General features: G+C 65.4%; 13 protein-coding genes. 6 read left to right on the forward strand and 7 right to left on the reverse strand.

Going from position 1 to position 13,961, the window contains the following annotated elements:
• Positions 1-68: 68 nt before the first annotated feature.
• Together H4O11_RS06840 and H4O11_RS06845 are read right to left on the reverse strand one after the other, a co-directional pair.
• On the reverse strand, positions 69-869 hold the full coding sequence (locus H4O11_RS06840) for an SDR family oxidoreductase (protein WP_182338651.1): 801 nt from the start codon (positions 867-869) through the stop codon (positions 69-71).
• Positions 866-1,447, reverse strand: coding sequence for a DUF1415 domain-containing protein (locus H4O11_RS06845; protein ID WP_182338652.1), 582 nt, complete (start codon positions 1,445-1,447; stop codon positions 866-868). The genes H4O11_RS06840 and H4O11_RS06845 overlap by 4 nt, the downstream gene beginning before the upstream one ends.
• A 192-nt stretch (positions 1,448-1,639) precedes the next feature.
• Between H4O11_RS06845 and H4O11_RS06850 the strand changes: the two genes are divergently transcribed.
• The 3 genes from H4O11_RS06850 to H4O11_RS06860 all read left to right on the forward strand — a co-directional run bounded on the left by H4O11_RS06850 (position 1,640) and on the right by H4O11_RS06860 (position 5,450).
• Positions 1,640-3,109 carry a benzaldehyde dehydrogenase gene (locus tag H4O11_RS06850; RefSeq protein ID WP_182338653.1) on the forward strand — a complete coding sequence of 490 codons (1,470 nt, stop codon included), beginning with the start codon at positions 1,640-1,642 and terminating at the stop codon, positions 3,107-3,109.
• A gap of 19 nt (positions 3,110-3,128) precedes the next feature.
• The gene (locus H4O11_RS06855; RefSeq protein ID WP_182338654.1) at positions 3,129-4,268 is read left to right on the forward strand and encodes an NAD(P)-dependent alcohol dehydrogenase; all 1,140 of its coding nucleotides are present in this window, start codon (positions 3,129-3,131) and stop codon (positions 4,266-4,268) included.
• Between the two features lie 93 nt (positions 4,269-4,361).
• Positions 4,362-5,450 carry a helix-turn-helix domain-containing protein gene (locus H4O11_RS06860; protein WP_182338655.1) on the forward strand — a complete coding sequence of 363 codons (1,089 nt, stop codon included), beginning with the start codon at positions 4,362-4,364 and terminating at the stop codon, positions 5,448-5,450.
• An 18-nt stretch (positions 5,451-5,468) separates the two neighbouring features.
• Here the strand turns inward: H4O11_RS06860 and H4O11_RS06865 are convergent, their stop codons facing one another.
• The gene (locus tag H4O11_RS06865) at positions 5,469-5,951 is read right to left on the reverse strand and encodes a YajQ family cyclic di-GMP-binding protein (protein ID WP_182338656.1); all 483 of its coding nucleotides are present in this window, start codon (positions 5,949-5,951) and stop codon (positions 5,469-5,471) included.
• Positions 5,952-6,031: 80 nt separating this feature from the next.
• Between H4O11_RS06865 and H4O11_RS06870 the strand changes: the two genes are divergently transcribed.
• Positions 6,032-6,928 (forward strand): DMT family transporter, encoded by an 897-nt coding sequence (locus tag H4O11_RS06870; RefSeq protein ID WP_182338657.1) that lies wholly within the window; start codon positions 6,032-6,034, stop codon positions 6,926-6,928.
• A gap of 38 nt (positions 6,929-6,966) precedes the next feature.
• On the opposite strand, the gene H4O11_RS06875 is transcribed toward H4O11_RS06870, so the two are convergent.
• Positions 6,967-8,430, reverse strand: coding sequence for a hypothetical protein (locus H4O11_RS06875; protein ID WP_182338658.1), 1,464 nt, complete (start codon positions 8,428-8,430; stop codon positions 6,967-6,969).
• 139 nt (positions 8,431-8,569) lie between these two features.
• On the reverse strand, positions 8,570-9,304 hold the full coding sequence (locus tag H4O11_RS06880) for a hypothetical protein (RefSeq protein WP_182338659.1): 735 nt from the start codon (positions 9,302-9,304) through the stop codon (positions 8,570-8,572).
• Positions 9,305-9,496: 192 nt separating this feature from the next.
• Between H4O11_RS06880 and H4O11_RS06885 the strand changes: the two genes are divergently transcribed.
• Positions 9,497-10,504, forward strand: coding sequence for an ATP-binding cassette domain-containing protein (locus H4O11_RS06885; RefSeq protein ID WP_182338660.1), 1,008 nt, complete (start codon positions 9,497-9,499; stop codon positions 10,502-10,504).
• A complete protein-coding gene (locus H4O11_RS06890; protein ID WP_182338661.1) occupies positions 10,501-11,190 on the forward strand; it encodes a methionine ABC transporter permease in 690 nt (229 codons plus the stop codon). The genes H4O11_RS06885 and H4O11_RS06890 overlap by 4 nt, the downstream gene beginning before the upstream one ends.
• 77 nt (positions 11,191-11,267) lie before the next feature.
• Here H4O11_RS06890 and H4O11_RS06895 read toward each other — a convergent pair whose 3' ends face one another.
• Together H4O11_RS06895 and H4O11_RS06900 are read right to left on the reverse strand one after the other, a co-directional pair.
• Positions 11,268-13,157, reverse strand: a complete 1,890-nt coding sequence (locus H4O11_RS06895; protein ID WP_182338662.1) for an RICIN domain-containing protein — start codon at positions 13,155-13,157, stop codon at positions 11,268-11,270.
• 228 nt (positions 13,158-13,385) lie between these two features.
• Positions 13,386-13,925 (reverse strand): lipocalin family protein, encoded by a 540-nt coding sequence (locus H4O11_RS06900; RefSeq protein ID WP_425506017.1) that lies wholly within the window; start codon positions 13,923-13,925, stop codon positions 13,386-13,388.
• Positions 13,926-13,961: the final 36 nt, after the last annotated feature.

The following is a 13,961-nucleotide window of genomic DNA, read 5'->3' on the forward strand; positions in this document are numbered from 1 at the left end:
ACGGAGGGGATTAAGTCGTTGTCGACACGATCATGTCGACAACGACTTAATCCCCTCCGTCCCCTTTTTCAGTCGACGTAGATCATCTTGCGGGTCATGCCGCCGTCGATGATGTGGTCTTGTCCGGTGATGAAGCCGGCCATGTCCGACAGCAGATGGACAGCGAGTGCGCCGATGTCTTCGGGTTGGCCGACGCGGCCGGCCGGATGCTGGGCGTGGTCGGCCTTGGTCAGCTTTGGTGTGCGCCGGCGCGAGGGTGCCTGCCAGGCGCCCGTGCTGATCCAGCCCGGGCTGATGCTGTTCACCCGCACGGCGGGACCGGCGCTGAGTGCCAGTGCATGGGTGAACGCAACCAGCCCACCCTTCGCTGCGGCATAGGCCTCGCTGTGTGGCTCGGATTGCTGCACGCGGGTGGAGGCGATGTTGAGGATCGCGCCACCGCTTTCAACCAGCGCTGGCAGGGCATGCTTGCTGCACAGGAACGCGCCGTGCAGCGAGGATAAACGGCGCTGCCATTCGCTCCATTCCATGTCCTGCAGCGGCGTACCATGCGCGCCGGCGATACCGGCATTGTTGACCAGCCCGTCGACGTGGCCGAAGCGCTTCAGTGCGGCATCGATGAAACCGCGCACGCTGCGCTCGCTGGTGATGTCCAGCTTGCGGAAAGCGGTGTCGCCAGGGCGCTGCCACTCCGCCAGGCAGGCCTTGCCGGCAGCCACGTCCAGGTCGCCGATCATCACCTGGCCGCCGGCGCCCAGCACTGCCTGTGCGATGCCACGCCCCACGCCATTGGCGCCGCCGGTAACCAGCACCACCTTGCCGGCCAGGGGGGCGGCAGGCCAGCCGGCGATGGCAGGCACCAGGCTCACGACAGGTCCTCCCCGCGGAGGCGACGCCACCAGCCCTGCACGCCTATCCGGTCCAGGGTCTGGATGTTGCGGTCCACGATGACATCAGGGGCCGGGAACGCGTCCACCGCCCGGGCCACGCTGTCTTCGCGCAACAGGTGCAGGGTTGGGTAGGGCGCGCGGTTGGTGTAATTGCTGGCATCGTCGGCCGCCACGCCATCGAACTGGTAATCGGGGTGGAAGCTGGCGACCTGCAGGATGCCCTGCAGGTCCAGCGCATCGATTGCCGCGTCGGCGTTGTCGAGGAAGTCGTTGTAGTCCAGGAAGTCAGTCAGTACCTGCGGGTGGATGATCAACGTGGTGTCGATCTCTTCGGCCGGTGCATCGCGCAGCAGTACCAGCTCTTCGGCCAGTTCCTCTACCAGGGCCTCCGGCGTGGTGGCATCGCTGAGCACGTAACGCACCTGCTCCTTTACGTAGACGGCCTTGGCGAACGGGCACAGGTTCAGGCCGATGACGATGCGTTCCAGCCACGTGCGGGTAGCCGCGATGGGGTCTTCGGCCGGGTGGCCTTCGGCAGGGGAAGCGGGATCTGTCATGGCGGGCACGGAAGGCTGGCGGGGACGCTAGTGTAGGCCCGGGCGCCGTGTCGCGCTGTTCACTGTGCAGGAACTGGACACCTGCGAAGCTGGAAATCCATCTCGATTCAAGGCCTTGCAGACATGCTGCCGAAGGCGGATTGGCAACGCGCGGCGGCAGGCGTGCAATGCAGGCCTGACACAGGAGGATCCATGACCACGAACAATTCCCCATGGCTGCCGGGTGACCTCTGGTCCGGCACGATCTTCGACGGTCGCTGGACGGCTGCATCACGCCGCCAGCCGGTCATCGAACCGGCGAGCGGTGAAGCCCTCGGTGACATCGGTCTGGCCGATCCGTCGCAGGTCGCGGCATCCGCTGAAAACGCGGCGACCGCGCAGCGCGAGTGGGCAGCCGTCCCCTATGAGCAGCGTGCCCAGGTGCTGCGCCAGGCCGCGCGCATCGCCGAAGAGAATGTAGAGGCGATCATCGACTGGCTGGTGCGCGAAAGCGGCTCCACCCGGCTCAAGGCTGGCTTTGAGGCCAAGGTCACCATCAAGGCGCTGCACGAAGCAGCGGCGTTGCCCGCGCGCAGCATTGGCGAGATCCTGCCCTCCGAACCGGGGCGCCTGAACCTGGCACGGCGTCGGCCGCTGGGCGTTGTCGGGGTCATCTCTCCGTTCAACTTTCCGTTGTACCTGGCGATGCGCGCAGTGGCGCCTGCCATTGCGCTCGGCAACGCGGTGGTACTCAAGCCGGATCCGCGCACCGCGGTCTGCGGCGGCGTGGTGATCGCGCGCCTGTTCGAACAGGCAGGGCTGCCTGCCGGCGTGCTGCACATGCTGCCTGGCGACGGCGCAGCCGGCGCGGCCCTGACCAGCGACCCGCACGTGGCGATGATCCAGTTCACCGGTTCCACCGCGGCGGGCCGCAAGGTCGGCGAGGCAGCGGGAAGGCACCTGAAGAAAGTATCGCTGGAGCTGGGTGGCAAGAACTCGCTGATCATCCTTGATGATGCCGACCTGGACCTTGCGATCGCCAACACCGCGTGGGGCGTCTACCTGCACCAGGGGCAGATCTGCATGGCCACCGGCCGCGTGCTGGTCCATCGCCGCATCCATGATGCCTTCCTGGAAAAGCTGGTGGCCAAGGCAAGGTCGCTGCAAGTGGGCGATCCGGCACGCGAAGACGTGGCGCTGGGTCCGCTGATCAACGCCGCACAGCGCGACCACGCCGCGCGCATCGTCGCCGAAGCAGTCAAGGCCGGTGCCACGCTGGAAACCGGTGGCGGCTACAAGGATCTGTTCTTCGAGCCCACCGTGCTGGCCAACGTCGGCGCCGGCAACCCTGCATTCAACGAAGAGATCTTTGCGCCGGTGGCGGTGGTGGTGCCGTTCGATGACGATGACCAGGCGGTGCAGCTGGCCAATGACAGCGAGTACGGCCTGTCGATGGGCATCGTGTCCAGCAATGTCGGCCGCGCGCTGAAGCTGGGCGAGCGCCTGCGCACCGGCCTGCTGCATATCAACGACCAGACCGTGAACGACGAAGTCATCAATCCGTTCGGTGGCGTCGGCGCGTCCGGGAACGGGACCAGCATTGGTGGCCCGTCGAACGTGGAAGAGTTCACCCAGTGGCAGTGGCTGACAGTCAAGGGCGAAGCCCCGGCCTACCCGATCTGACTGCACGGAGACCTTACAGATGAGCAGCAACACAGCAGGTACGGCAGAAGTACGCGACATCACCGTGGCCGCGGTACGGGGCAAGGAACAGCCCTTCGCCATCGAACAGGCACGCATCCGTGCGCCGCAGGACGATGAAGTACGGGTCAAGATAGTGGCCACTGGCCTGTGTCATACCGACCTGATCGTGCGTGACCAGTACTACCCCGTGCCACTGCCAGCGGTGCTGGGCCACGAAGGTGCCGGGATCGTGGAGGCGGTCGGGCCGAACGTGCGCGAGCTGAAGCCTGGCGACCACGTGGTGCTGACCTATGGGCAATGCGGCCACTGCAATCCCTGCCGCGGCGGCCATGGTGCTTACTGCCGTGACTTCTTCGCATTGAACTTCGGCGGTGACGACGGCCATGGCCATACCGCCATCACCGACGCGAAGGGCGAGCCGCTGCACGACCACTTCTTCGCACAGTCCTCGTTTGCGACCTATGCGCTGGCCAGGGAGATCAACGCCATCCGTGTGCCGCAGGATGCGCCGCTGGAACTGCTCGGGCCGCTGGGCTGTGGCATCCAGACCGGTGCTGGCGCGGTACTCAACTCGCTGAAAGTGCGGTCGGGCAGCAGCTTCGCCAGCTACGGCGCCGGCGCGGTGGGCCTGAGCGCGGTGATGGCAGCCAAGGTCGCCGGCGCCACCACCATCATTGCCATCGACGTGGTGCCGTCGCGGCTGGAGCTGGCCACGGAGCTCGGTGCCACCCACGTGGTCAACAGCCGGGATGTCGATGTGATCGAAGCAGTGCGTGGGATCACCGGCGGTGGCGCCGACTTCGCGCTCGAATCCACCGGTCGCCCGGACGTGCTGTCGGCGGGTATCGAAGCACTGGCTGGACTGGGCATGATGGGGGTGGTGGGTGCGCCGAAGCTGGGCACCACGGCCAGCTTCGATGTGAACAACCTGTTGTTGGGCGGGCGCAGCATACGCGGCATCGTCGAAGGTGACAGCGTGCCGCAGGTGTTCATCCCGCAGCTGGTGACGCTGTACCAGCAGGGGCGTTTCCCGTTTGATCGCCTGGTGAAGTTCTATCCGCTGGAACAGATCAACCAGGCAGCCGAAGACAGCACCAAGGGCATCACGCTCAAGCCGATCCTGCGCATCGCCAGCTGAAACGATGCGTTGCCTTGCCGCCAGCCGCGGCAAGGTGGCGCAGGTGTACCCTGAGCAGGTCGGCCCGGTGGCCGGCCATGCGGAGGGCAGGCGATGACGATGGCGGAACAGCAGCAACTGGCGGCGGCGCGCAACGCGTTCGCCGAAGGCGCATCACTGCCGGACGCGCTGCTGCCCGCGCCGTTGCAGCGGTCCTGGCAACGCTCCCGGGACGCGGGCGTGCGCCCCGGGCAGCAACCGTACTATCCGTCGCTGCATCCCAGCCCCGGACGCCTGGATCACCCGCAGGATCGCCGGCTTGCACGCTGCGTGCAGCCAGAGCTCGAACAGCTGTGGGCGGCATTCGGTGCGCGTGGCTGGACGATGTTCTGTGCCAACCGCGATGGGCTGGTGATCGCGCAACGCGCACACGGCCTCGAAGATGCGTCGTTGCTGCTGCCCATCGAAGTGGGGCGCCGGCTGGGCGAGGCGGAGATCGGCACCACCGCGCCAGCCGTCAGCGTGGCGGACGACGCGCCAGCGCTGGTGCGTGGCAACGAACATTACCTGCAATGCTTCGCGTCGATATTCTGCCTGAGCGAGCCGCTGCACGATCTGCAGGGCGAGGTATGCGGGGCGATCGACATCACCGGCCTGGGTGAGCGCGACCCGGGGCTGCTGCATGGATACTTCCGGCAGGCTGCGTTGGCCAGCGAGAACCGCATGTTCGGCGTGCTGAACGACGTGCACCTGCTGGCCGTGCAACATGATCCACGCTGGCTGGACTCGCCGCTGCAGGGATTGCTGGCGGTGCAGGAAGACGGCCGGTTGCGTGCCGCCAACAGGGTGGCGCGGCGGTTGCTCGGGCTGCCACGACGCGGCCCGGTACCGTTGCTGATGCTCGATGAAGTCTTCCAGGGCGCGAGCCACGGCCAGCGTCGCCGGTTGCTGCAGCCCGGCCCGGCGCACAGGGTGCTGCACGGCGAGGGCAGTGCCGTGTTCGTGCAGCAGCTGAGGGCGCCGCGCCGCGTGCGCAGCGCGACCGCAGCGAAGGCGCCCACTGCATCGCCTGCACAACCGCTACGCGACCAGCGCCGCGATGCGGCGCGGCGTACCGTGCACGCCGCCGATGGCAACATCAGCCTGGCCGCTCGCCAACTGGGGATCTCGCGCACCACGCTGTACACCCTGCTGCGCGCCTGAAAAAGGGGACGGAGGGGATCAGTCGCGGAAGTTGTCGAACTGCAGTGGCAGCTCGAAATCGCTCTTCTTCAGCAGCGCGATGGCGTCCTGCAGGTCGTCGCGCTTCTTGCCGGTCACGCGCAGCTTGTCGCCGTTGATCTGGCTGTCCACCTTCAGCTTGGCTTCCTTCAGCTTGGCCGCGATCTGCTTGGCGATCTTCTGTTCGATGCCCTGCTTGACGGTGATCTTCTGCCGCGCGCCCGCCACGTTGGTCTCCACATCGCCGAAGTCCAGGCTCTTGGTGTCGATCTGGCGGGCGGCCATCCGCGCACGCAGGATGTCGGTCATCTGCCCCAGCTGGAACTCGCTTGGCGCGGACTGCGAGATCACGTCGCCTTCCAGTTCGAACTTCGCCACTACGCCCTTGAAATCAAAGCGGGTGGTGAGTTCACGGTTGGCCTGGTCCACAGCGTTGACCAGCTCGTGTTTGTCCACTTCGGAGACGACGTCGAAAGAAGGCATGGGGATACTCCTGGATTCAGTGCCGACCATTCTACCCAACCGGCCTTGGAACGCCGCCGTGGCCGGCGCGATAATAGGCCATGAACACGCACCGCTCACCTTCGCGCGCCGTGGCCTGGATGGTCGCGGCGGTCGCCTGCTTTTCGCTGATGGATGCTGGCATGAAGCAGCTGTCCGTTGCCTACCCGTCGCTGCAGGTCACCTTCCTGCGCGGGGCCGCCTCGTTGCCGTTCGTACTGGTGTGGGTACTTGCCAGTGCGGGCCCGCGTTCGCTCATCCCGCGGCGCTGGGGCCTGCACCTGCTGCGCGGCCTGTTGGGCATGGTGATGATCGGCTGCTTCGTATTCGCCCTGCGCGACCTGCCGCTTTCAACCGCCTACAGCATCTACTTCGTGGCCCCATTGATCGTCGCGGCGCTGTCGGTGCCACTGCTGGGCGAGCGCGTGGGGCCGCGCCGCTGGGTGGCCATCGGCATCGGCCTGCTTGGCGTGATCGTCGTTCTGCGGCCCGGCGGCGAAGGCTTCATCTCGATCCCTGGCCTGATGGTGCTGGCGGCGGCCACCGCCTATGCCGTGGCGGCGATCACCGTCAGCCTGCTCACCCGTACCGATACCTCGCAATCGATGGTGGTGTGGTTCCTGGTGATCATGGCCATCGGTGCTGGCCTGCTGGCATGGCCGGAATGGGTGCCGATGCAACTGGCCGACGCGCCGCTGGTCGCCGGCATGGGGCTGGCCGGTGCGTTGGGGCAGATTGCGCTGACCCGCGCGTTCCAGCTTGGCGAGGCGTCGATGATCGCGCCGCTGGAATACACCGGCCTGGTCTGGGTGATCGGCTGGGACCTGCTGTTCTGGCAGCAACTGCCGGATGCCTTCACCTGGGCGGGGGCGGCCATCATCATGGCGTCCGGGCTGTATCTGCTGCATCGCGAACGGGTCAACCGCCAGCAGCCGCCGATGCCGCTCGACCATCCCTGAGCCAGGTCCCGCATGGGGAGTGCCCCACGCCAGCGCAGTCAACCAATCCTGTCCATGATCCGTGCGTTGACCTGTATCAGTGCTGCGCGTATGTGATCGGTGAGTGCCTGGGTCCGGGTGGCCAGGCGATCCAGCCCGACAATCCGCAGCGTGTGGATGGCCGGCAGCAGCGTGGACAGCCTGAGCATCGCATCGCGTTGCCGTATCAGCTTCGAATGCATGCCACGCAGGTTTCCGTGCAGCGTCAGCAGGCAGTCGGCGAAGGCACAAAGGTCCGCCGAGGGGACCGCCGCCAGCGTCCGTGTCGAGGTCAGGGACTGCGTAGCGGCTTCCACGCTGGTCAACGTCTGCGTGCTGGGCCTGATGGCAGCGCACGCGGCAATCTGCACGCCACGTGGCGCGCTGCGTGGCGTGATCGGGCTGGGAAGGTCAGGCACATTGCGAATTTTCCGTGGCTTGTCGCCATGCGGCGTGGGCGCCGCAGTGGTCTCTGCCCTGTCCAGTTCCAGCATCGTGGCCAGCCAGGGGCCGAGCGGCGTGTCCTTGCCTGCGAAGCGTTGCAGATCAGCGATGGCCTCGGGCGATAGCACATCGAGTGCGGAAGCTGGCGTGGCATTGCCACCCGCCTCACGCCACAGCAGGCTTTCCAGCAGGTTGTCACCGTCCGGTCCCTGGTGCTGTTGGAGGTATTGCAGCGCCTGCAGCACAGCGTCGGGATCCGGTGATGCAGGTGGGGGCGGTGACGTGCCTGGCGTCGCCGGCGGCAGTGGTTCCCCCCAAGGGGCCATCGCTGCCCATAAAATCGTGGCCGTGGTCAGCAAGGCCGCGCCGGATGCCGCCACCACCCTTGGCGGCGACAGCAGGCGCTGGCCGCCCGCCAGTGCACCGCCGGTCGCCCCGGTCATCAACGCCTGCTGCTGGTCGGCGGCCGAAGCCCGGGTGGACTGCGCCTGCGTGGCCAGCAGCAGCCCTGCGCTGGCTGCCTGCAATGCGCCGCGTGTCCGCAGGCGCGCGCCGGGTACGGCCTTGCCAGCATCTGCGGCCGATGCCTGGCGCGACCCGGTGCTGGCGCCCCGCCATGCTTCGTCCTCATCCGGGCCTTGCACCTTGCGTGCATCGCGGCGGCAGGTATCGCGGGCGATGTCGCGGGTGGCGCGTGCTGATACGGCCTGTTCGAAGATATCCACGGTGCGTGTCCATGGCGGCCGGGCGAGCAGTTGTTCATGCAGGGCGCGATATCCCGCGCTGGCCTGCGTTGAGAGCTGGGTATCGACCCGTTCGACAAGCGCGCGATGGCTGGCCAGGTCAGCGATCAATGCATCGGGCCTGGCGTCAGCACCGTGATCGCGGGCCAGGCCGGCCAGGAACAGTTGGCTGGCGGAAGGATGGTGGGTCAACAGGCGGCGCGCGTGCGCCAGGTCCTCTGGATACCGCGTCACCGGTGCGGACGGCGGCGCCGGCGGCATTGCAGCGTGCGCCAAGGTAGTGTTGGCCAGTGCCATGGGCGGCGTCGTCGCCGATCGCAGGCGGTGCCGGGTGTGCGGCGGCAGCGGGGCGCTGTCCATCCGGGGTATGGAACGGGCGGGAGACGCATGAAGGGCGTGTGGCATGGCATCGTTCCTGGATGGCAATGTGCAGGGATCAGAGGGTTTCGCTGTGGATCCGCGCGTTGATGACGTCCAGGGCATCCACCAGGTGTTGTTGCAGGACGTGTGCGTGATGGGCCAGGTGCATCAACGCATTGAGAACGAGCCGCTGCAAGCGCGGGACGAGCATGCTCCGGATGACCGTGGCACTGTTCGCTTCAAGTTCGGCGGCCATTTTGCCCAAGGCATCACGTTGGCCGCGCAGGCAGCCGGCGAAGGTGCCGAGCTTGTCCGCAGGAACCGCCTGCAGTTCGCTGGCGGTGGTCAAGGCGTGCATGCGGTGGACGACGCTGCTGAAGGGCAGCCCGGTCGGATCGATCGCCCGGCATCGCATGAAGTGGGTGCCATGGGTTTCAATGCCGTAGGCCTCCTGCGATGAGGTGTCATCGACGCTGCGGATGTGGCGCAGCGTACGCGCGGTCGAATCGGATGTCGGCACGGGAGTGGCCTCGTCCAGTTCCTGCAGCGTGGCCTGTAGCAGGCAAAGCGCGGCGTGGCCACCAGCCAGCCGTGCCAGGTCGGCCGTGGCGCCGTCGCCCGTGCCTGCGTTGCCCGAACGGAAGAAGGGGAGCCGGGACGACGCCTGCGGGGCAGCTGTCCCGTGCGGCCGGCCGTTGCTGACGCCGACAACGTCAATGGCGCGTTCAGCACGGCCGGCCGTCATCGGCCAAAGCGGCGCAGGAGACGCCGCTACAGCGGGTATCGCGGACGCGAGGAGGGGGTAGGGCATGCTGCTGGCTCCGGTTTGGCAACGATCGACGTTTCCATTGATACGCCCAAGGGGGGCGGCAGGCTTGCAGCGATCACTCATCACGGGCCTTAGAACCATACGGAATATCATTCGTCGTTCCGGCACAGGCGGACGGCCGCCTGCACTGGTAGGCTTCACGCCCCCATGTCGCCCCTCCGGTGAGCTGTCCCCGTGATCGAGTTCCAGCGCCTGCACAAATCCTATGCCGTGGCCGGCCGCGCCGTCAGTGCGCTGCAGCCATTGGACCTGACCATCGAGGCCGGTGAAGTCTTCGGCATCATTGGGCATTCCGGCGCTGGTAAATCGACCCTGATCCGCATGATCAACCGGCTGGAGGAACCGACCGGGGGCCGGCTGGTGATCGGCGGCGAGGACGTGACCGCACTGGACGCTGATGGGCTGCGCACGCTGCGTCGTCGTATCGGCATGATCTTCCAGCACTTCAACCTGCTGTCCTCGCGGACCGTCGCCGGCAATGTGGCGTTTCCGCTGGAGCTGGCCGGGGCCTCGCGCGCGGAGATCGACAGGCGCGTGGCTGAACTGCTGGACATGGTCGGCCTGCAGGTACATGCCGAGAAGTACCCGGCGCAGCTGTCCGGTGGCCAGAAGCAGCGTGTCGGCATTGCCCGCGCGCTGGCAACCCGCCCGCAGATACTGCTCTGCGACGAAGCCACCAGCGCCCTGGACCCGCAGACCACCGCGTCGGTGCTGGCGCTGCTGTCGAAGATCAACCGCGAACTTGGCCTGACCATCGTGCTGATCACCCACGAAATGGATGTGATCCGTCGCGTCTGCGATCGTGTCGCGGTGCTCGACGCTGGCCAGCTGGTTGAAACCGGTCCGGTCACCGAGGTCTTCCTGCACCCGCAACATCCGACCACGCGGCGTTTCGTCAGCGAATCGGAGCATATCGATGAAGGTGAGCTGCACCGCGACTTCGGCGTCGTGCAGGGCCGCATCGTGCGGCTGACCTTCCTGGGGGCTGATACCTACCAGCCCCTGCTCGGCAGCGTCGCACGGCAGACCGGGGTCGACTACAACATCCTGTCCGGGCGGATCGATCGGATCAAGGACACGCCGTATGGGCAACTGGTCGTTTCGCTGGTTGGCGGCGATCAATCCGCCGCGCAGCAGGCTTTTGCCGATGCGGGCGTTCACGTGGAGGAACTGCGCCGATGATCATCGCCACCGCAGGCGGGTTCTTCCGCCATCTGGACGCCGGCAAGTGGTCCGATATCGGCCAGGCCACCATCGACACGCTGTTGATGCTGGCGGGCTCGCTGCCCCTGACGCTGGCCATCGGGCTGCCGCTGGGCGTGCTGCTCTATCTGTTCGGTGCACCGCAGATGAAGCGCCGCCCCGCGCTGTACGGCGTGCTGGCACTGCTGGTGAACCTGCTGCGTTCGGTACCTTTCATCATTTTGATGATCGTGCTGATTCCGGTCACGCTGGCGCTGATGGGAACATCGCTGGGCGTGCGTGGCGCCATCGTGCCGCTGGTGATCGGTGCAGCGCCGTTCTATGCACGGCTGGTGGAAACGGCACTGCGCGAAGTAGACCGTGGAGTGATCGAGGCCACGCAGGCAATGGGTGCCACGACCTGGCAACTGGTGACCCGGGTGCTGTTGCCCGAGGCGCGTCCGGGCCTGATCGCGGGCGCCACGGTAACCACGGTAGCGCTGATCGGCTTCACCGCGATGGGCGGTGCCATTGGCTCCGGCGGCCTGGGTGACCTGGCATTCCGCGATGGCTACCAGCGTTCGCATACCGACGTCGCACTGGTCACCGTCGTCTTGTTGCTGGTGCTGGTGCAACTGCTGCAGATGCTGGGCGACCGGTTGGTCGCCCATTACAGCCGGAAATAGCATCGGGATGATGCAGGCCCTTCCAAGGGAGAAACGACCGGCCCAGGACGAGCCGGTCGCAAACAGCCGGGCTCCCCTCAACGATGCAGCGACTGGCGCAGGACGACCAATTCCCAGCGCTCCTGTGGAAGTGGTGCACCCAGGCGTTTCATCTCTTCCGATATCGGTGGGTTCAGGCCGAAGTTCTCCAGCTTGGGAATGAAATCCGCGCTGCCCGGTGCACGGGGATAACTTGACCACGGGTTGAGCAAGGCATGGAAGGGGTTTGCCGGGATGGATTGATATTCCGGCTTCCCATCGGTGCGGATATCGATGACATCCCCGGGGCCAACAAACATTCTCCATTCAGGGTATCCATCGCCATGCAGGGAGTGGATGCGGTCGGATTGCCATTCCCAGCGCTGGTCGCGATTGACCGAGCACGGCGCCATGATGATCTCGCCTCTGCCCCCCGGGGCCATGCCGGACGTCAGGATCTGCATGCATTTTTTCGAGCCTCGGTTGTAGTAGCGTCCGTGGGTATCGAGCTGCCACTGGGCATGCAGGTCGTTGAGCCAGTTGGCATGGGCAGTGTCAGGGCACTGGCTGATCCGGACCACGCCATCCTGATCACGCAAGCACCCGCCATTGCCGGCTTTGGACTGGATGAATACAGTGACCTCACGTGTCAGGTAGGGCGAGTCGGCACGTATGCTGATGCCAGCTGTCGGTTGTGGGCGCGGATCCGGCACGGAATCCACGGACCGTCCCGTGAATTCGCGATTGGTGATCTGTGCTCCGGCCATCATGGCCATCGTGCCGGCGTAGGTGCCCGGCACTATCCAGGCTGCGCTTCCGTCAGCGGTCACTTGGCGCATGGAAGGTGTCATCTTGCCTTCATCCGGTGACCTGCCGAAGTAGTCCGGCTTCGAGGCTACGGCGGATGCCAGTGGAAGTTGCCAATATATTTTTGATCCATGGGAGGATGGAGCGGCGGCATTGGCGGCGATGGAGTAATCCTTTACGGAGAAACTCAGCTGGTTGATCGTGGTGTAGGAGCGTGAAAAATCGAAGCTGAATGCTGCTTTCGCGCCAAACTGCGGAACCGGTCCCTGCAGCCCCAGGCTGACTTCCCGGCTCAGGCCAAAGCCATAGGAGGTAGTCGTCTGGTGTTGTTCGGAAATGATCAGGTCCGTATTTGGGGAGCTTGCTGGCTTGAATTCAATCAGCTTGGGTAGCGTCCCGGAATTGTCCGGGGTGTACATGCTCAGGTAGTACTGATACTCGCCGGGGACGATGACGCTGGATCCGGATTTCCCATTGTGGTGGGGTTTCAGGTTATGCGTGGATTTTCCTGTTGCAGTCAGGACGTCGTAACTGCGTCCGCTGTCGCGTATTACTTCGCCGCGGATGGTCACCGATGCGCCGTTTCCGGAAGATGCATACTGGGTTTCGGTGTAAACCATCTTGGGCAGCGCAATCAGCTCGGCTCCATCAGCGGGCGGATCTGACGATCTGCGCGTTTCCGCCTGTCGTACCGATGCGGTTATCCCCTCGACGAGCTGCTGGGGGAGATATCCCTGCTCTCCATCGGGGACTTCTGCCAGCGAGTGCACGTGGGGCGCTCCGTCGGCGTCACGTACGTAGATTGCCAGCGCAGCTGGCGATGACACGCCGAAGATGCCCTGCAGGGCCATGTCGACCGTCGCATCATGTTTCCCGCGCAGCACCGCGATGGGTGTCGCCTTGCGATACGCGGCTACGGCAGCGGTATAGCCGCTTTGCGTCAGCAGGGCCTGGTCGGAATACCACTGCAATACCGGTCCCTCGTTGGCGGCCTCCGGGATTTCGCTTGCGTCCTGGCCGAACAGCACGGGCAACCGTGCAACGGGGAGTATGCCTCGATCAACAGGTACGGATGCATGCGCCTGCGTGGCAGTAACGCCGAGCGCGATGCTGATGCAGGCAGTGAGCAGGAACGGATTCATCGGACACCTCCACGATAGCCCCACGGGGCAGGAGGCCGCAGCTTGGAAGGCGTCAGACTTTCATTGTGAGATCGCAGTCAGGGTATCGGCACATTCAATAGCGTCGGATTTTGACATCTATGAGGTGTCCAACGAGGGCAGCGCACCGTGCTGACAAGCATCGGAGAAAAATGGATTCAGAAAGATATGCAGGATAGCCTTCCTCTGACTTCCGGCCTCGAATATTCCCTAACGTTTATTCGGTACTTCGAAGCCCAGCTTGTCCACCTGGTCGCGACGCTGCGGCACGCGCTTGAGCTTGTCCGTGTTCACGCCGTAATCGTCGCGCAGGCGGGTGGCCAGTTCACGATACAGCTCGCGGTCCATGTCCGGTTCGCGGGCGAAGATCCAGGCCATCTCACGGCCGGGATAACCGACCAGTGCCCAGGAGTAATCGGGCGCTACTTCCAGCACCCGCGAATGCGTCGGTACGATGCGGTAGAACCAGGTCCGCCAATCGTGGTTGCCGCTGTCGGCGTCCACGGAGGCGCGTGCCTGGATTTCCTGAACGGGTTCGCCGAATCCGTCGCGATAGCGGTAGGTGATGCCGATTTTCTGCGGTTCGCGCAGCGTGTACTCATTGACGCTGGCAACGTGGCCACGCTCGATGAAGTTCGGGACGCGGCCGATCACATACCAGGTGCCCATGAAACGCTGGAGGTCGATCGAAGCGCCCAGTGGCCCCTGCTCGGCGGCAGACGCCGGTTCTGCAGGGCTGGAACGGAACATCGCGCAGCCCGGGCTGGCGAGCAGGGTGGTCAGCAG

This window comes from Stenotrophomonas tumulicola, assembly GCF_014117215.1.
Classification (GTDB): Bacteria; Pseudomonadota; Gammaproteobacteria; order Xanthomonadales; family Xanthomonadaceae; genus Stenotrophomonas; species Stenotrophomonas tumulicola.